Genomic DNA, 19,164 nt, shown 5'->3' with positions numbered 1-19,164 from the left:
GATAGAAGCAAGTACCGAAGTACTGCGAATAGCCCGACTAGAATAAAAAAAGGGGCCAATCACTATAAAGTTGATTAGCCCCTTTTATTTATTGTGGTCACGCCCAAAAATAGAAAGATTTAAAAACTTATAATCTCATTTATTTCGGACTCGTAGCAATCACAAACTTAAGATTGTTCTTCACTCCTATTTGCAGTACATCTACCAGATCTTGTACTTGCAAATTAAATGGAATTCTCACAATAACTGTTTGGTCTTTTGCTGAATCCATTTTTGACATTAGTGTAGTCTCGAGTTCTTCGAATGAAACAGGTTGTTTATCGATATAAAATTTTTTGTCCTCTGTAACAGATAAACTAATGTATTGCTTGTTTGTTTTTTCATTTGATTGCGCTTTAGGCAGCGTCATCTTGATCACATTTGGATTGGCCAACGTTGATATGATTAAGAAAAACAATAACAAGAAAAACATAATGTCACTTAATGAAGAAGTCGCGACCTCGGCATGAAATCTTCTTTTTCGTTTTATAGACATATTATGATCTTTGAATGATATTTACAAATTCTAATACTTGCTTTTGAATTTTTAGAGCAAAGTTATCAATTTTACCGTTCAACAAGTGATACCCGCTGTAAGCAATAATACCAACAATTAATCCAGCACCACTACTAATCATCTTTTCATATAGTCCACCAGAAATATTACCAATACTGATATTCTCTGTTACTGAAATACTGTAAAATATTTTGATAACTCCTGATATGGTTCCAATAAACCCAAGTGTAGGTGCAATTCCGGCAATAAGACCAAGGTGACCTAAATGCTTTTCCATTTCTCCAATCTCAATATCGGCTGCGCGATCCATATTAGACTCAATTTCGACAATTGGTCGTCCAATAACTAGAATTCCTTCCTTAACAATATTACCTGAAGCTGAATTATTTCTTTCAGCAATAGAACGCGCTAAATCTAGATTTCCAGAATTAAGATTGTCACGAATATCACGCATCAACAAAGAGTCTATCTTAGAGGCTTTACTGATATACAAATACCGTTCAATAATGACATAAAAAGTATAGAACAATAGAATACCAATTGGAATAAGCCAAATACCTCCTTTTAAAAGGAATCCCAAAGTGGAAATTTCGGTATTTGGAGCAATTTTTTCGATAACTACATTTGAAGCAGCGTTAGCAATGGTGTCGGCTTGTAATTGTATAAAACTAAACATATAATATTATTGTATTTTAATCATTAATTCTAAAAAATATTTCAATTTTGCACTAAAGATACTTTTCGATGTACTATTAAACTAAAAAAATCAAAAAATATTTTAAACAACTACTATTTTATTCGCAAATGAACTATCAAGAAACAATAACCTGGATGTTTAATCAGCTCCCAATGTACCAGCTTCAAGGAGCCTCGGCCTATAAAAAAGATATGACTAACGCCTACCTCCTATCTAATCACCTTAAAAATCCTGAAAAAAAAATTAAGTGTATTCACGTTGCTGGAACAAACGGGAAAGGATCTACATCACATATGCTTGCCTCTATTTTGCATGAAGCAGGTTATAAAGTTGGACTGTACACTTCTCCCCATTTAAAGGATTTTAGAGAACGCATCAAAATTAATGGCCAAGATATTACTGAAGATTTTGTAACTGATTTCATCAACCAGCATAAGACTTTTTTTGAATCCAATGACATGAGTTTTTTTGAAATGACAGTTGGACTTGCATTTGAATATTTTGAAAAAGAAAAAGTAGACATCGCGATTATTGAAGTGGGAATGGGCGGACGATTAGACGCTACCAATATTATCACTCCATTAATTTCGGTGATTACCAATATAGGATTAGATCACACCCAATTTCTAGGAAACACTCTTGATGCCATCGCTTTCGAAAAAGCAGGAATCATCAAGCCTAATGTACCAGTAGTCATAGGAGAATACGCGCCAGAAACAAGACCAGTGTTTTATGATAAAGCAAAAGAATGCCATTCGGAGATCCATTTTGCCTCTGATTTAATATCAGAAAACTATCCCTCAGACTTAATAGGAGCCTACCAATTTCACAATAAAAAAACAGTCTTACAAACCATTTGTGTCTTGAATAACCAAAATGAATTTGTGATTACACCTGAAAATACAAAATCAGGCTTATTACAGGTAGTTAAAAACACAGGCCTTCAAGGCAGGTGGCAACAATTGAATACTTCTCCAAAAGTTATTTGCGATACTGCACACAACAAAAATGGACTTGAGATTGTTATAAAACAAATTGGAAAAGAAGAATTTGAAGTTTTACATGTTGTCTTAGGTGTTGTAAACGACAAAGATTTAAACGAAATCTTGCCTTTGTTCCCCAAAAAAGCACATTATTATTTTTGCAAACCAAATATTCCTCGTGGACTCGAAGCTCTCCAACTACAGCAAAAAGCGTCAACATTCGACCTAAAAGGCGAAGTATATAATTCTGTTTCAGAAGCTTATAACCAAGCCACTAAAAGAGCTTCAAAATCCGACTTCATTTACGTTGGCGGTAGCACCTTTGTAGTAGCAGAAATTTTATAATTTTTTTGTTTTTTACTTGCAAATCTAGAAAAGTGATGTATATTTGCACACGCAATCAGGGAAACGAAAGTGACTTAATTGATTCGGGCGATTAGCTCAGCTGGTTCAGAGCACCTCGTTTACACCGAGGGGGTCGGGGGTTCGAACCCCTCATCGCCCACAAAAGGATACTTTTTCAAGTATCCTTTTTTTTATATCATACTTTTTTATAATAAAAATAATTAATCTGTTTTCACAATACATATTACTTTTCTAAAGTATTGTGAAAAACAAAAAAATTATCCGGGTATAAAATCTAGAGTTCGCTCTAGCGCCATTCCTCTCGATCCTTTGATGAGAATAGTATTGTCTATAAGCACTGTATCTGCCAAATCAACTGAAAACTCTTCGAATGTTTTGTAAAAATTGAAATTACTTTTTTCAAGTTTATTATTATAAAACGCCGTGCCAATAAAATAACATTTGACTTCTTTTTCATTCAGAAGCATTTCTACTAAAGATTTATGCTCTTGATTACTTTCTTCTCCCAACTCAAACATATCGCCTAAAACTATTATTTTGCTGGTACTTTCTAGTTGTAAAAAATTCTCAATTGCTACAGCCATACTACTAGGATTGGCATTGTAAGCGTCTAATATAATTTGATTGGTTCCTTTACTTACTATTTGCGACCTATTGTTTTCTGGCACGAAACTCTCCAAAGCCTCTTTAATGGCATCATTTCCAACCTCAAAATACTTCCCTATAGCAAGAGCTGCACTAATATTATTCGCGTTATACAAACCAATTAATTGAGACTGAATAGTAACACCTGAATAGGCTATAGCGACGAAAGGGCACGCTTGAACTGCTGTAATATTTACATCGGCATCTATTTTATTAACACCAAAAGTATATGTTTTTAACGATACTGATTTTTCAACTTGAATGGGATCTTCTAAATTTATGAAAGTAAGTTTCTTGTTGAAAGAAAGATATTTATACATTTCACTTTTTCCAGCAATTACTCCTTCAACACCACCGAAACCCTCTAAATGAGCTTTTCCGAAATTAGTTATATAACCATAATCGGGCTTCGCTAATTCGCATAAAAACTCAATTTCTTTTTGGTGATTTGCGCCCATTTCAACAATCCCAATTTCTGTTTCAGAATGGAATGAAAGTAATGTCAGTGGAACTCCAATATGATTGTTTAAATTCCCAACTGTTGCTTTTGTATTGAATTTTTTAGAAAGAACAACTTGAATAAGTTCTTTGGTTGTTGTTTTTCCGTTACTTCCTGTGAGAGCGATTATTGGTATATTTAAAAATTCTCGGTGAAATTTAGCCAGGTTTTGCAACGCAATTAAACCGTCATCAACTAGTAATGTTCTTTCATCAATATAATAAGAGTCATTGTCAATTATCACGTAAGAAGCACCTTTATCTAGAGCTTCTTGCGCAAAAGTATTAGCATCAAAACGCTCTCCTTTTATAGCAATAAATAGCGAGTTTAATTCAATTTTTCGGGTATCTATAACAACCGATTTACATTTTAAAAATAAACTATGAATGTAACTAATATCCATTTGAAACGATTTAAAAAAATAAAAGCCCTAATCAAAGGGCTTTTATTTTTATGATATAAAAAAATTAATTTCGAGGTGATTTTTTTCTGTCTGCTTTTGGTCCTACTCTAGACATTGCGCATCTAAAACCAATATAATCAGTTGCCATATCTTGAGGAAAATACCTTCTTTGTGCAGGATCTAGCCAATACGCTCTATCTCTCCAAGAACCCCCTTTGTATACTCTAACTTCATCATTGATTAAAGTTGTTCTTTTGCTTGATTTATCATATTTACGAACCATTTTACCTAAACTATCTGTTGTTACATTATGCTTAGGAGAATTGTACATGGTTTTTTCATCTTTTTGTTTTTCAGTATCATCTTCTGAAGAACCAAAATTATAATATCTGGTAGATTGTTTATCACCATCTCTATAATTCACATTGTTACTTTTGTCAAAATTCTGTCTTAAATACGTCTCTCTTTCATCAACAGGAACCTGAGCAATTTGGCCCGGGAATCTTCTCGCTACAATTCTACCATTACTTAATGTATCGAATTTCATATTGGCTGCAGTAACAATTTCAATTTTACCATCGGCACCAATTTTATTTTTGGTATACTGGTTTCCTCTGAAATAATTAAAATCATTTGCTTCGTTGTCAATAATCGGTCTGTAAACATCTTGAACCCATTCAGCAACGTTACCTGCCATGTCATACAATCCAAAATCATTTGCGGGGTATTTTTTTACTTCATTTGTGATATCTGCACCATCATCTGACCAACCAGCAATTCCACCATAATCTCCATTACCTTGTTTAAAGTTGGCTAACTGATCTCCTTTAGTTTGTCTTTTACCCGAACGTGTATATCCACCAGACCAAGGGTATTTTTTTTGCCCTTTGTAAATGTTATACTCTCTTTGTCCTACATCTGCAGCAGCTGCATATTCCCATTCAGCCTCTGTTGGTAATCTATATTCAGGAAGTAAAACTCCAGAAGAACGTTGTGCATACACATTTTTTGCTTCTACAACCTTACCATCTTTACCTGGTTTGGGTGCTTTTTTTCCTCCTTTTTTTCCTTTAAGGACGATTTCTTCATTTCCACCGTAAGTAGAAGTAGGAGAGCTTAAATACGTTTCGGTATCAAAATTAGCATCAGCTGTTACATCTAGGGTCTTTGCATTCTTTTTTAAATATCCATTTTTTTCTAAAAGCGCTTCATTTACACGTTGTGTTCTCCAGTTACTAAACTCAACTGCTTGAATCCAATTTACTCCAACAACAGGATACTCAGCATAAGATGGGTGTCTTAAATAATTGTTTGTCATTGTTTCATTGTAACCCAATCTATTTCTCCAAACTAACGTATCAGGTGAGGCACCTTCGTATATGTTTTTATAATTTTCTTCAGTGGGTGGGTATACACTTTTCAACCAATCTAGGTAATCTAAATACATAGAGTTAGTCACTTCTGTCTCATCCATGTAAAAAGACTGCACATGTTGCTGCGTAGGAGCATTATTCCAATCATGCATCACATCATCTTCTACTTTACCCATGGTAAACGTACCGCCTTCAACAAAAACCAAACCTGGTCCCGCTTGTTGCTTTTTGTTTGCACCAGCTTTTTTGCTGTCCATATTCCATCCGGTTGCTCGTGAGGTATTTTTAGAGCTGGACTTTTTACTACAACTGGAAAAACCAATTACTAATAGGATCGATACCATCAATCGTAAGCCCATAATTTTGTTTGCTTTCATACTCTTTTAGTAGGTAATAATTTAAGTGATGCAATATAATAATTAACCATTAATCAACACAATACTTCTTGAAAATTTTTGTTGATTTAACTTTAACAATAAATTGTATATCATAACGCAAATTTATAATATTTATTATTTAAATCCCATCAAATGATTTATTTTTACTGATTAATAATAACAGACTACTAATCACGTTAAAAAAACGATGAGAAAAATACTTTTGGCGTATTTAAGCCTGATTCCTTTTGCTTCTTTAGCTCAAATTAAAGGAAATGCTGTCATTGAATGGACGGATAAAAAAGAAATGTCTTTTGGAGACTCAAAAGTAGTTATCCCTTATTTCTCGGGAATCAGTTTCCATTATGATGCCGATCAGAAAGCTTTATTTTACACCTTAAAAATAAACGAAACAATCAATTTTACAGAGGGTACCGTTACAATCACAAATTCAACATACGAGACTATTACAACCGCACAACTGGGCGACCTAGCTCCTGAAAATATTCCTAAAACACCAAATGCAATTTTAAAAATTAACATTTCAAGAGACATCAACGAAGCTTTTGTCTATTTATCACCAATAATTAAAGACGAATTTGGATTCAAACGAATCAAATCATTTTCTTATGAAATCGAGAGTAATAATTCCAAACTCTCAAAATCAAATAATAACACCAGCACAAATAGTGTTATTAACTCTGTTCTAGCAACCGGCAATTGGTTCCAATTTTATATCGAAAAGTCAGGTGTTTATAAAATCACGAAAGGTTTCTTGCAACAATTAGGTATTGATATTAGTACACTAGATCCGAGGAAGTTAAAAATATACGGAAATGGCGGACGAATGCTTCCTTTATCTAATGCTATTCCTTATCCAAATGACCCAACCGAGAACGCCATTCAAATCAGTGGCGAAGCTGATGGAATTTTTAATAATGAGGATTTTATTCTTTTTTATGCTGAAGGTGTTGATGTTTATAATCAGGAAAGTTTGACAAACATTAATTTGTATGATACCAAATCCTATTATTATATCAACGTTCAGGGTACCGATGGAAAAAGAATTGCTCCAATGACTCAACCTTCGGCAGGAAGTACTTTAAATTTGATCGCTTTTGACGACCATCAATTTCACGAAGTCGACCTTACTAATATCGCACGATTGGGTCGCCAGTGGTTTGGCGAATCGTTCGAAGTTAAAGAGGAACAAGAATTCGATTTTAACTTCCCTAACATCGACACAACTTCGCCTGTAAAACTTAAGTTGACTGCCGCTTCAGCAGCATTTACACCCACAAGTATGAATGTAGCTGCAAATGGAAACGCAGTAGGCACCATTTCATTTCCTTCTTTGAATCCGAATTCTGAAACAGCATTTTATGTCGGATCGCTCCCTAACAATACAAGTTTTAACGGTGCCGAAAATATAAAAATAAAACTGAAATACAACAACAACGGTGTTCCTGGCTCCAAAGGATACCTTGACAACATCCAGCTCATTGCCAAGCGTAAATTGCAAGGCTACGGCAAACAATTTCATTTTCAATATGATCAATCGTCTTCTAATATTGGCATTGCATCATTTAGTATTTCTAACGCTATTAATATCGCACAAGTTTGGGATGTAACTGACATTTACAATGCATCCAAAGTTGAAAATTCTGGTCAAAATTCATTAATTTTTAAAGCCAACTTGGGAGAACTCCGGAAATATATTGCTTTGGATCCTTCCGATTATTATACACCACTTCAAGTTCCTAAACCAAAAATTTCAAATCAAAACCTAAAAGGAACTTTGTTTAAAAACGGACAAGGCCAATTTCAAGATATCGATTATGCGATCATTGCACCTGCTATTTTAGTTAATCAAGCCGAAAAATTAGCCACTTTTCATCGAACGAAATCTAATTTAAATGTAAAAGTCATTACGTTAGAACTAATCTACCAGGAATTCTCATCAGGAAAACAAGATGTGGCAGCAATTCGAAACTGTATAAAATACATATATGAAAACGCTTCTGCTCCCGAAAAAAGAATAAAGTACATCAATCTTTTTGGGGACGCTTCCTACGATTTCAAAAATAGAATCTCAGGAAATACTAATATTGTACCTATATATCATGCCTTAAACAGTAACTCATCTGGCGAATCATCTTTTGCATCCGATGATTTTTTTGGACTAATGGATTCCTCCGAAGGAAACATAGTGTCTTTTTTTGGTGGAATCGACATCGCTGTTGGTAGGATGTTGGTGAATGATGCTAGGCAGGCAGAAGAAATGGTGAATAAAGTTTTCGAATATTATGATCTAAAGTCTTACGGAAGCTGGAGAAATAATTTTGCGTTAATTTCAGACGATTCTGATATTAGTAATGACGCTAGCTTACAAAACAGACAAAACGCACTCGCTAATACTATTGCTACCGAAAAACCATTTCTAAATGTGAACAAAATTCTGCTAGATTCTTACGTTCAAGAGGCATCTGCTGGAGGTTCACGATATCCAAAAGCGCGAACCGACTTTTTTAATGCTTTTGAAAAAGGAGCTTTGGTGTTTAATTATTTAGGTCATGGTGGCGAGGATGGTTTATCGAGCGAGCGCATTTGGGAAAAATCAGACGGGCAAAATCTGAGCAATCAGTATAAATACCCTTTGTTTATAACTATCACTTGTGAATTTTCGCGTTTCGACAATCCTTTTAGGCCAACCGCTGGTGAATATACGTACTGGAATCCAAAAGGGGGAGCGATCGCAATGATAACAACTATTCGTTCCATTGGACAATTTAGTGCCGAGAACTTCAATGATACCTTTACAAAAAACCTACTGTCGTATAATTCTAATCAATATACTTCTATTGCTGAAGCCCTAAGAATATCTAAAAACAGTAATCCAAACTCAGCAACGAATGTTGTTTTTTATATAGGTGATCCGGCATTGATGCTTGCCATCCCAAAACCGAAAATCAGATTGACAAAAGTAAATGATGTTCCAGTTACCCAAACTATTGATGACTTTAAATCATTGTCGAAAATGAAACTCACAGGCGAGGTAACAGACGAAAACAATAATTTACTCCCTAATTACAACGGAGAAGTTGCCGTAACTATATTTGACAAAACGGTTTCAAGAACGACCTATAATAACGATGGCAACAGTCCGCCCATCACTTTCAATGTTTTAGGAGAAGCAATATTTCGAGGAAACGCATCCGTAACCAACAGCCAGTTTGAATTTAGTTTTGTAGTTCCTAGAGACATTAGAATTCCGGTAGCCAATGGCAGAATCAGTTTTTATTCTAAAAAAAATCAGGTCTTACAGAACGAAACAGGATATGACAGTGCAATAAAAGTAGGTGGAATTAATGAAAATGCAATTGCAGACAATATAAGTCCAAGAGTGAAGTTATACATGAATGATGAAACTTTTGTTTCTGGTGGCATAACAAATGAGTCCCCGTTTTTTGTTGCGCTACTCGAAGATGAAAACGGGATCAACACAGCAAGTGGTATTGGTCATGATATTGTTGCCATTCTGGATGGAGACGTTAGTAATCCATTTGTGTTAAATGATTATTACCAAACAAAACTAGACGACTTTACAAGCGGAACACTTCGATTTCCTTTAAGAAACTTAGCTCCTGGACTGCATACAATAACATTCAAAGCATGGGACGTTTACAATAATCCAATTACCGCAGAGATTCAATTTATTGTTGTAGGCGATGATGCCATAACATTGACTCATGTATTGAATTATCCAAATCCGTTTGTAAATTATACTGAATTTTGGTTTACTCACAACAGACCCTTCGAACCTTTAGAGGTTCAAGTTCAAGTAATGACAATAACTGGAAAGGTAGTCTGGACTAAAAATCAAATCATCACAACAGAAGGTTTTTTGTCTAAAGAAATTACTTGGGATGGCAAAGATGATTTTGGAGACAAAATAGGAAAAGGCGTTTATGTGTACAAACTCACTGTTAAATCGACTTTGACGAACAAAAAAATTGAAAAATTTGAAAAACTTGTAATACTTTAATAAAATACTATATTTGTTTACTAAAAATCACCGCTGATAATGAAAAAATTAACGTTACTTTTTATCTTTTTATTTGTAACTTGTCTTACAAAAGCTCAAGATAGAGTCATAAATCCTGGTGTTCCATTCTTATTAGTTGCCGCCGATGCTAGAGCTGCAGGTATGGCTGATATTGGGATTGCAACTTCGGCAGATGCCTTTTCTCAACAATGGAATCCAGCCAAATATGCTTTTGCTACTGATGCCAGCGGGTTTTCTATTAGCTACACCCCTTACTTAACAGACTTGGTTAATGATATATCATTAGGACAAGTGACCTATTATCAAAAAATAGACGAGAAAAGTGCCTTTGCCGGCAGTCTTCGTTACTTTGGTTTAGGTGACATTGAATTACGTGAAAATGCTACTGACGAAGCAAGAATAGTCTCTCCTAACGAATTTGCTATTGACGGATCCTATTCCTTAAAATTGAGCGAGAAATTCTCGATGGCTATTGCAGGAAGATTCATTAATTCTAATTTAAAAGTAGCTTCAGATAGCAATGACGCATCGTCTGCAAGCACATTCGCAGTTGATGTGGCAGGTTTTTACCAGTCTGAAGAAATAGCGTATAACGATTTTAATGGAAGATGGAGAGCCGGATTTAACATTCAAAATTTAGGTCCAAAGATTAGCTATGACAATGATGATTTCAACAATAACTTCATTCCTGCAAATTTAAAAATAGGAACTGGTTTTGATTTTATTTTAGACGACTTTAATAAGGTAGCCTTGAATGTTGAATTTAATAAATTATTAGTTCCAACTCCTCAAATTCCTGTCCCTCAGCCAGCAACTGATTTAAATGGAGATGGGGATACCCTCGATCCTGGAGAACCTGCTAATGATGGAACTGCTAAAGCAAATAATGATTACCGAGGTATTGGATGGACTTCAGGAGTTTTCAAATCATTTGGCGATGCGCCCGATGGATTCAGCGAAGAGCTAAAAGAAGTTACCTATGCTGTGGGAGCCGAATATTTATATCAAGATTCCTTTGCAATGCGTTTGGGTTACTTTCACGAAAGTCCTGTGAAAGGTGCTCGACAATTTTTCTCCCTTGGAGCAGGTTTCAAATATAACGTAGTCAAAGTAGATGTTTCATATTTATTTTCAGCGTCTAAAGTAAAAAATCCATTAGAAAATACCCTTCGTTTTTCGTTGACCTTCAATTTTGGAGATAAATATGACGAATATTAAACTAAAGTAAATCACCAATAACAATCCAAATTTCAAACTCAATTATTCGAGATGAAATTTGGATTTTTTTTCCAAAAAAATAATGAAAGAAATATCAATTACGACACAATTCAAAGCATTCGATGCGGTACCAGATTTACCAACTGACATTCAAGAGTTAATGTTGAAAGCCGTCGCAGTCAGAAAAAATGCCTATGCTCCGTACTCTAAATTTAGAGTTGGAGTTGCAATCCTTTTAGATAATGGTGAAATTGTTTTGGGCTCGAACCAAGAAAACGCAGCTTATCCCTCAGGACTTTGCGCAGAACGCGTTGCAATTTTTCATGCAGGTGCCATTTATCCAACAGCCAAAATTTTGAAAATGGCAATCACAGCAGCTTCGGACACCAACCAAACTACGTCCCCTATTCCGCCTTGTGGTTCTTGCAGACAATCTATTGCAGAGTATGAAATCAAACAGGAAACACCTATTGAGATTTATTTTATGGGAGAAATTGGGAATATTTATAAATCTGATTCCATAAAAAATTTACTGCCTTTTATGTTCGATAAAAAATTCTTGTAAAAAGTCCAAAAATCACCTTTTATATTTCAGTTCTTACTTGGAATATCTTATTTTTGCAACCCGACGCTTCGGGGCGCAAACTTGTGGGAGGAAACTATTTTGCGTTATAGGTACAAATTGATAATACAATAACACTTTAGCAAAAGAAAAATTCAGATGAAAGAAGTTACAAAAGAAGTATATTTAAAGTGGTATGAGGACATGCTGCTTTGGAGAAAGTTTGAGGACAAACTTGCGGCATTATACATCCAACAAAAAGTTAGAGGATTTTTACATTTATACAACGGTCAAGAAGCGGTACTAGCAGGTGCTTTACACGCCATGGACTTGACAAAGGATAAAATGATTACTGCATATAGAAATCACGTTCAACCTATAGGAATGGGCGTTGATCCTAAACGCGTAATGGCTGAACTTTTAGGAAAAGTTACCGGAACTTCAAAAGGTATGGGTGGTTCTATGCATATTTTTTCTAAAGAGCATCGTTTTTATGGCGGTCACGGAATTGTAGGAGGACAAATTCCAGTGGGTGCAGGATTAGCTTTTGCCGATAAATATTTTGAAACTGGTGGTGTGACTATGACTTATTTTGGTGATGGCGCAGCACGTCAAGGTTCTTTACACGAAGCTTTTAACATGGCTATGTTATGGAAACTTCCGGTTGTTTTTATTGTGGAGAACAATGGTTACGCGATGGGAACATCAGTAGAAAGAACGGCTAACCATACCGATATCTGGAAACTAGGTTTAGGCTACGAGATGCCTTGCGGACCTGTTGACGGAATGAATCCTGTAAAAGTTGCTGAAGCAATGACAGAAGCTATAGATAGAGCACGTCGTGGTGATGGACCAACTTTCCTAGAAATGAAAACGTACCGTTATAGAGGACACTCTATGTCAGATGCACAACTGTACCGTTCTAAAGAAGAGGTAGAAGAATACAAAAAAATAGATCCAATTACACAAGTTTTAGATGTAATTATGGATAACAAATATGCTACAGAAGAGGAAATTGAGACGATTGATCAACGAGTTAAAGACTTAGTGGAAGAATGTGTAACATTTGCTGAGGAATCAGAATATCCACCTATTCAACAATTGTATGACGTAGTATACGAGCAAGAAAACTATCCATTTATTCCTCATAAATTATAAATCAATTATGGCAACAATAATTACAATGCCTCGTTTGAGCGATACGATGACGGAAGGAACGGTAGCAACTTGGCTCAAAAAAGTAGGCGATAAAGTAAGCGAAGGAGACATTCTTGCAGAAATTGAAACCGATAAAGCAACAATGGAATTTGAATCTTTCAATGAAGGTACACTTTTACATATAGGAATTCCAGCTGGTGAAACCGCCCCTGTCGACTCATTACTAGCAATTATAGGAAAAGAAGGAGAGGATATTTCGGCATTACTTTCAGGAAAACCAGCAGAGGCAACTCCAGCTGCAGACACGGCTAAACCTACTTCAGAAGCAGTAGCTGTTCCAGAAACTACCAAAGAGTCAACTTCAGCGGCTACTTCTTTACCAAAAGGAGTAGTGGTAATAACGATGCCTCGTTTAAGCGATACGATGACCGAAGGAACCGTTGCAACCTGGTTGAAAAAAGTAGGAGACGCAGTTACCGAAGGTGATATTCTTGCCGAAATTGAAACAGATAAAGCAACAATGGAGTTTGAGTCTTTCAATACAGGAACATTATTATATGTAGGTATTGAAGAAGGGAATACTGCTCCTGTTGATAGTCTTTTAGCAATTATTGGTCCCGCAGGAACTGATGTTGCTGGAATTGCTACAAGTTATAAAGCAGGCGGAGCAACGTCAACTGCTCCTGCTGCAGAAGTTAAAGAAGAAGTTGCAACAACAGCCGCGACTGAGCCAATTGCTCAAGAAACTGTAGCTGACGGACAACGTATTTTGGCTTCGCCATTAGCAAAGAAAATTGCAAGTGATAAAGGAATCCAGTTGAATCAAGTTAAGGGTACTGGTGAAAATGGTAGAATCGTAAAAAGCGATATCGAAAACTTTACACCAGCTGTTGCTCAGCCAACTGCTGATGCACCAGTAGTTGCTAAAACAGAAACTGTAGTTGCACCTGCTGCACCAAAAGTGTTCGTACCAAACGGAGAGGTGTTCAATGAAGAAATTAAGAATTCCCAAATGCGCAAGATCATTGCAAAAAGATTGGCCGAATCCTTATTTACTGCACCACATTACAACTTAGTGATCGAAGTGACTATGGATGACGCCATGGCAGCGAGAGCAGTTATTAACAACGTACCTGATACAAAAGTATCTTTTAACGATATGGTTATTAAGGCCTGTGCGATGGCATTGAAAAAACATCCAAAAATCAATTCACAATGGAAAGAGGATGCTATTACCATCAACCATCACGTCAATATTGGTGTTGCTGTAGCTGTTGAAGATGGCTTAGTAGTTCCAGTATTAAAATTCACGGATGCGATGAGTTTATCTCAAATTGGCGGCAGCGTTAGAGATCTTGCTGGACGAGCAAAAAACAAAAAACTATTGCCTACAGAAATGGAAGGAAGTACTTTTACTGTTTCTAATTTAGGGATGTTTGGTATTGTAGAATTTAATTCAATTATCAACCAACCTAATTCTGCAATCCTATCTGTAGGTGCGATTGTCGAGAAACCAATCGTTAAAAATGGCCAAATTGTAGTAGGAAACACTATGATGTTATCTCTTGCTTGTGATCACCGAACTATCGATGGAGCAACTGGAGCGCAGTTCTTGCAAACTTTAAAACAATACATTGAAAATCCAGTGACCATGCTTGCATAACTACGGATTCAATCTAATAACAAAACCCATCACTTTTTTTTAAGCTGATGGGTTTTGTGTTTTTGGGCATGTCCCAGCTTCCACTAGCGTTACAGCTGCGTCAGGCTATACGCTATATCTTTTATTACGCTACCGCTTCATAAAAGGATGCCGCTCCTATCCTTCATGTGCACAAGATCTTAATAGAGAAGATTGCGTAGCAGTCTAATTATTTTTGAAAATGAAATACAAACAAAGTAGTTTTCATGTTGTAGTAGCATTGGTTTAAAAAATGTATTTTTATAGGACTTTCAATAGATAAACTATTAATTTTGTATCCACATAATATACTACAAAATGATTGAAAAGGAATACATTGATCCCAGTGCAGGTTTTTCACAAACAGTACTGGTAAAAACGGGCGATTTTAAAACTCTTTATATTTCAGGGCAAATTGGCATTGGGGATACACTAGAAGCTCAAGTAATTGCTACTTTTCAAAACCTTGAACAGCAATTGCGCAAATGCAATGCTACGTTTAAGGATGTGGTTAAAATGAATACCTATATCGTAAATTTTAATCCAGAAACCGATTTACCGATTTTTAGAAAAATTAGAAACGAATTTTTAGGAAATGAAAATTATCCAGCAAGCACCCTTGTTGGCGTTTCGGTATTGGGTAATAAAGATTGGCTCATTGAAATTGACGCTATTGCTGTTATTGAATAAATGCAGCTTGAAATTAATTAGTTTAGAAGTGAATTTCGTTCTAGTTTTTATTTTTCTCAGTAATCCATTTTGACATGTACATGGTACTTTTCAAGGTATGATGCTGTAGCAATGCACCTATAAAATTGTCTAAACGGTGTTGTTCTAGATTTTTCTGTATGTTTTGCATTTGCTCATTGAAATCAGTTTCAAATAATGTTCTTGCATAGCGTTGCTTAATTATTTCAAATCCATTTTCTTGAGCGGTTAGCCATGTTTTTTCATTTTGATACAGCAATACTGCTTGGTTGGCAAAAAGTTCGGGATTGTCTTGGATAAAACCATTCCATGGCAAATCACCATGCATTGATTCGGCGCCAATTGTAGTAGTTACGCTAGGTGTACCGCATTGCATGGCTTCGAGCAATTTTCCTTTTATTCCTGCGCCAAAACGCAAGGGTGCTAGAACAACTCGGGCTTGTTTTACTACTTCTTGCGCATCCTCTGCGCGACCCAGAATCAAGAATCCTTCTTTTGTGTTGTTTAATTGTAGCACTTTTTGGGAAGGATAGGCACCATAAATTTTGCAAACGGCCTCAGGCACTTGTTTTTTAATCAAGGGCCAAATGGTTTGTTTTAAATATTGAACCGCATTCCAATTGGGTTCGTGTAAAAAATTACCAATAAAAGTAAAGTCGCTTCTGTTCTCAAAGGATGGTGTTGTAGTTGTATTTAAAATTGCCTCAGGCTCAAGTAAAAGAGGCAGGTATATTAGAAGCGACTGGTCAATTTTGAATGTGGTAGTTAGTATTTCAATTTCATATTGAGAAATCATTAAGGAGATATCGCAGCGCAAAATACTAGCAATTTCTCTTTTGGCAACTTCTTCAACAACTAAGTCTTGGGTTGTGTATACTCGGTTTTCCTTGAAAGCTTTTTGTCTGGCAAGACGCAAACAGTGAAGGTCCTCAGTATCCAATATTCGGATTGCAGTAGGGCAATTTTCGGCAACACGCCAGCCAAATTGTTCTTCAATCATAAAGCGATCAAAGAGCACTACAGCCGGATTTAGCTCTTTGATAAACGCATCAAAAGTAGACGAGTTGAGAAGGATTGTTTTCTTTTCAACGTTTAGGGACGCAAGATCCGTACTAAAAGCGCTGTCTTGTGCTGGAGAGGCAAAGGTGATTTTAAATCCTTGTTTTTGATACAGCGAAATTAATTGTATCATTCTTCCGCCTGCTGCTGAGGAGTTGGGTTCAGGCCAAACAAAGCCAATAATTAATACTGATTTCACTTTTGTGGGTGTTGAAAATTAGGATTGCAAAGTACTTATTTAAAATGAAATTGTAACTGTTTAGAATTGTAAATGCAACTGAAAAAAGTAGCTGTATTTTACACTAATTTGCGTGAAGGATAGCAGTGAAAAGCCCACAATTGCAATGCAGCGCAGCGAAAGTGCAATGAGGACTTGCAACGAATAGCCTGACAGCAAAAAATGGCTGCATAAAAAGTTGCTTTTGCCATTTTTTTGGTGACACGCCCCACTTATTTTTGATAGTGAATTTTAAGAAGAAAACACTAAATTTGTACTCAGATAAATTTCATTAAAATGTTAGGATTAAAATTAGCTACCGATCCAAGATGGGTCAACATAGTAGAATCGAATATTGAAGAAATATTGACCGATCATGCCTGGTGTGAACAAAAAGCAGCTTCGAATGCCATAAGTTTGATTACGCAAAATTCAGAAAAAGAGGAATTAGTGACCGAATTAATGGTTATTGCAAGAGAGGAATTAGAACATTTGCAAATGGTACACGACTTGATAAAAAGCAAAGGACTTGCCTTAGGGCGGGAACGGAAAGATCATTATGTGAATGAATTATTTAAATTCATGAAAAAGGATGGAAGTAGAAATGATGCTTTATGCGAACGCTTGCTGTTTTCAGCGATGATTGAGGCAAGAAGTTGTGAGCGATTTAAAGTATTATCTGAAAATATTACAGATGAAACGTTAGCGAAGTTTTACCGTGATTTGATGATTAGTGAAGCGGGACATTACACCACTTTTTTAGGTTTTGCACGAAAATATTCTGATAATGTAGATGTGGATAAACGTTGGAAGGAATGGATTGATTTTGAAACCTCGATTATCACAAATTATGGCAAACAAGAATCTATACACGGATAATTGAAACTATATTTTACGTTATCAAAAACACGGTACTTAAAAGTGTCTGATCTTGAAAAAGGATGATTCCAATTATATTTTAAAATTACAGTACTTATTAGCCTCAGAAGTGAAAATTTTCGAGGTTTTTTTTACACCATTTTTTTTTAAGGAACAGGAACGAAACCTGCGGTGGAATTATATAAAAAATAAGAAAAACCTTGCGAAATAAATAAACAGAAATAACTTCTATAGATTTATTAAAATTTAAACTGCCTGATTTTCTTGTAGATTACTTTGAAATAGTCACTGCTATTAATATCGAAGAACACCTTCGCTTGTATTTCGAAGGGAATGCACGACCTCCAATGCACTATGATTCTGTAGCATTCATATATTAAGGCTTATTAGATGAAATAACAATATAGGATTTTCCTCTTCAGGGTAAATAGATCTATTAGCATATTAAACGTCTTCGTTGGACCAATAAAACTTCTGCAAAACAATCAAAAAAGAGTCGAATTTAGTAGCAGACGGAACTCGTGTAACGCAGGAGTTTGCGTCTTTTTTAAAAGAGAACAATAGATTCCAAGCCTAATGATTGAACTGCGATTGCTTCTTTTTATGGCGTTAGCGGCAAAAACCTACAACATCAATACAAAGATTTCTTAAGTGATTTCAAAACGTGGGATCAACTATCACACGCCAAACAATGGCCTATTTTTCCAAAAAACTTAGGCAAACGATTATCGATTGATGAAACTTCATTCTCGAATGGAGAACTCTATACTATCTTAACCAACAAAGCAGGCAAAGGAAAGAAAGGAACTATCGTAGCTATGATTGCCGGAACTAAAGCTGATACTGTAACTGCTATAATTGAAAAAATCCCTCTCAAAGCGCGCAATCAAGTCACAGAGATTACCCTAGACATGGCTGCAAATATGGGGTTAATTGCTAAAAAATGTTTTCCAAATGCTACGCGGGTTACCGACCGATTTACTCATTAATTTTCATTAAAATTTTGGAATTCGTGATACCGCTTCGCTAAATTCATGTTCAAAAACTAGCCTTGGAAGCTTAACAAGAAATCAGAATCAAATACCGTTGGCAATCAATAGATCAGGAAAATGAAGCAATGGAAAAAGCTAAAAAAGGAAATAAAAAGTTTGAATTGGAAGTGCTATCTGATGGAGATACACTTAAACAATTACTAGCCCGTAGCCGCTATCTTCTATATAAAAACAAATCTAAATGGTCCGAAAACCAAATAGAACGAGCCTCTATATTATTTGAATTATATCCCGATATTGAAAAAGCGTACAATTTAGCACAAGATTTGAGAAATATCTTTGAAAAAACAACTGATAAAATTATTGGACTTTCAAGGCTAGCCAGATGGCATGAAAAAGTAAATCAATCCGGGTTTAAATCTTTCAATACAATCTCAAGATCCATAATAAATCACTACCAAACAATATTAAACTATTTTGATAACAGAAGCACCAATGCTTCAGCAGAGTCCTTCAATGCTAAAATAAAAGCGTTTAGATCTCAATTCAGAGGGGTTAGAAATATAGAATTCTTCCTTTTTAGACTAACTAATATTTATGCTTAATTTTTGCTTCCCCACAGGTTTTAGGATTGATCCATTGCTCTACCATCTGAGCTCGGGTACCATACTTTAAAAAAGTAAATTATACAAAAAAGCCTATCATTTCTGATAGGCTTTTCAAAG

Annotated in this window: 15 protein-coding genes and 1 tRNA gene; 11 read left to right on the top strand and 5 right to left on the bottom strand. The window is 35.5% G+C overall.

Translation table 11 applies throughout. The annotated features are described in order from the left end of the window. Positions 1-139: 139 nt before the first annotated feature. Complete coding sequence (locus AC061C_RS05240; protein WP_196853583.1) at positions 140-535, bottom strand: ExbD/TolR family protein; 396 nt, start codon at positions 533-535, stop codon at positions 140-142. 1 nt (position 536) lies between these two features. Continuing rightward, positions 537-1,232 carry a MotA/TolQ/ExbB proton channel family protein gene (locus tag AC061C_RS05235; RefSeq protein WP_417969054.1) on the bottom strand — a complete coding sequence of 232 codons (696 nt, stop codon included), beginning with the start codon at positions 1,230-1,232 and terminating at the stop codon, positions 537-539. A gap of 128 nt (positions 1,233-1,360) precedes the next feature. Between AC061C_RS05235 and AC061C_RS05230 the strand changes: the two genes are divergently transcribed. Both AC061C_RS05230 and AC061C_RS05225 read left to right on the top strand, forming a co-directional pair. Next, positions 1,361-2,581, top strand: coding sequence for a bifunctional folylpolyglutamate synthase/dihydrofolate synthase (locus tag AC061C_RS05230; protein WP_478290311.1), 1,221 nt, complete (start codon positions 1,361-1,363; stop codon positions 2,579-2,581). Positions 2,582-2,666: 85 nt separating this feature from the next. Beyond that, a tRNA-Val gene (locus AC061C_RS05225) sits at positions 2,667-2,741 on the top strand. A gap of 118 nt (positions 2,742-2,859) precedes the next feature. On the opposite strand, the gene AC061C_RS05220 is transcribed toward AC061C_RS05225, so the two are convergent. Both AC061C_RS05220 and gldJ read right to left on the bottom strand, forming a co-directional pair. After that, positions 2,860-4,149: a UDP-N-acetylmuramoyl-tripeptide--D-alanyl-D-alanine ligase gene (locus tag AC061C_RS05220; RefSeq protein WP_478290310.1), complete on the bottom strand. Its 1,290-nt coding sequence runs from the start codon at positions 4,147-4,149 to the stop codon at positions 2,860-2,862. Between the two features lie 64 nt (positions 4,150-4,213). Continuing rightward, positions 4,214-5,899, bottom strand: a complete 1,686-nt coding sequence (gene gldJ / locus AC061C_RS05215; protein ID WP_309760042.1) for a gliding motility lipoprotein GldJ — start codon at positions 5,897-5,899, stop codon at positions 4,214-4,216. Between the two features lie 208 nt (positions 5,900-6,107). On the opposite strand from gldJ, the gene porU reads away from it, so the two are divergent. The 6 genes from porU (at position 6,108) to AC061C_RS05185 (ending at position 15,274) form a co-directional block, all read left to right on the top strand. Further along, a complete protein-coding gene (porU, locus tag AC061C_RS05210) occupies positions 6,108-9,944 on the top strand; it encodes a type IX secretion system sortase PorU (RefSeq protein ID WP_478290309.1) in 3,837 nt (1,278 codons plus the stop codon). A gap of 39 nt (positions 9,945-9,983) precedes the next feature. Further along, the gene (porV, locus tag AC061C_RS05205) at positions 9,984-11,183 is read left to right on the top strand and encodes a type IX secretion system outer membrane channel protein PorV (protein ID WP_478290308.1); all 1,200 of its coding nucleotides are present in this window, start codon (positions 9,984-9,986) and stop codon (positions 11,181-11,183) included. Positions 11,184-11,265: 82 nt separating this feature from the next. Then, on the top strand, positions 11,266-11,748 hold the full coding sequence (cdd, locus tag AC061C_RS05200; RefSeq protein ID WP_478290307.1) for a cytidine deaminase: 483 nt from the start codon (positions 11,266-11,268) through the stop codon (positions 11,746-11,748). A 156-nt stretch (positions 11,749-11,904) separates the two neighbouring features. Beyond that, a complete protein-coding gene (gene pdhA, locus AC061C_RS05195) occupies positions 11,905-12,903 on the top strand; it encodes a pyruvate dehydrogenase (acetyl-transferring) E1 component subunit alpha (protein WP_478290306.1) in 999 nt (332 codons plus the stop codon). A 7-nt stretch (positions 12,904-12,910) separates the two neighbouring features. After that, a complete protein-coding gene (locus AC061C_RS05190) occupies positions 12,911-14,566 on the top strand; it encodes a dihydrolipoamide acetyltransferase family protein (protein ID WP_478290305.1) in 1,656 nt (551 codons plus the stop codon). A 336-nt stretch (positions 14,567-14,902) separates the two neighbouring features. Then, positions 14,903-15,274 carry a RidA family protein gene (locus tag AC061C_RS05185; RefSeq protein ID WP_478290304.1) on the top strand — a complete coding sequence of 124 codons (372 nt, stop codon included), beginning with the start codon at positions 14,903-14,905 and terminating at the stop codon, positions 15,272-15,274. 40 nt (positions 15,275-15,314) lie between these two features. On the opposite strand, the gene AC061C_RS05180 is transcribed toward AC061C_RS05185, so the two are convergent. Further along, positions 15,315-16,550, bottom strand: a complete 1,236-nt coding sequence (locus AC061C_RS05180) for a glycosyltransferase (protein WP_478290303.1) — start codon at positions 16,548-16,550, stop codon at positions 15,315-15,317. A 315-nt stretch (positions 16,551-16,865) separates the two neighbouring features. Between AC061C_RS05180 and AC061C_RS05175 the strand changes: the two genes are divergently transcribed. The 3 genes from AC061C_RS05175 to AC061C_RS05165 all read left to right on the top strand — a co-directional run bounded on the left by AC061C_RS05175 (position 16,866) and on the right by AC061C_RS05165 (position 19,044). Then, on the top strand, positions 16,866-17,447 hold the full coding sequence (locus tag AC061C_RS05175) for a MiaE family protein (RefSeq protein ID WP_478290302.1): 582 nt from the start codon (positions 16,866-16,868) through the stop codon (positions 17,445-17,447). A gap of 590 nt (positions 17,448-18,037) precedes the next feature. Continuing rightward, positions 18,038-18,436: a transposase gene (locus AC061C_RS05170; RefSeq protein WP_478290382.1), complete on the top strand. Its 399-nt coding sequence runs from the start codon at positions 18,038-18,040 to the stop codon at positions 18,434-18,436. 128 nt (positions 18,437-18,564) lie between these two features. Beyond that, the gene (locus AC061C_RS05165) at positions 18,565-19,044 is read left to right on the top strand and encodes a transposase (RefSeq protein WP_478290301.1); all 480 of its coding nucleotides are present in this window, start codon (positions 18,565-18,567) and stop codon (positions 19,042-19,044) included. Positions 19,045-19,164 lie beyond the last annotated feature (120 nt).

This window comes from Flavobacterium sp. GNP010 (genome assembly GCF_056428945.1).
Note: the sequence above shows the minus strand (reverse complement) of the source record. Positions and strands in the feature narration are given on the sequence as shown.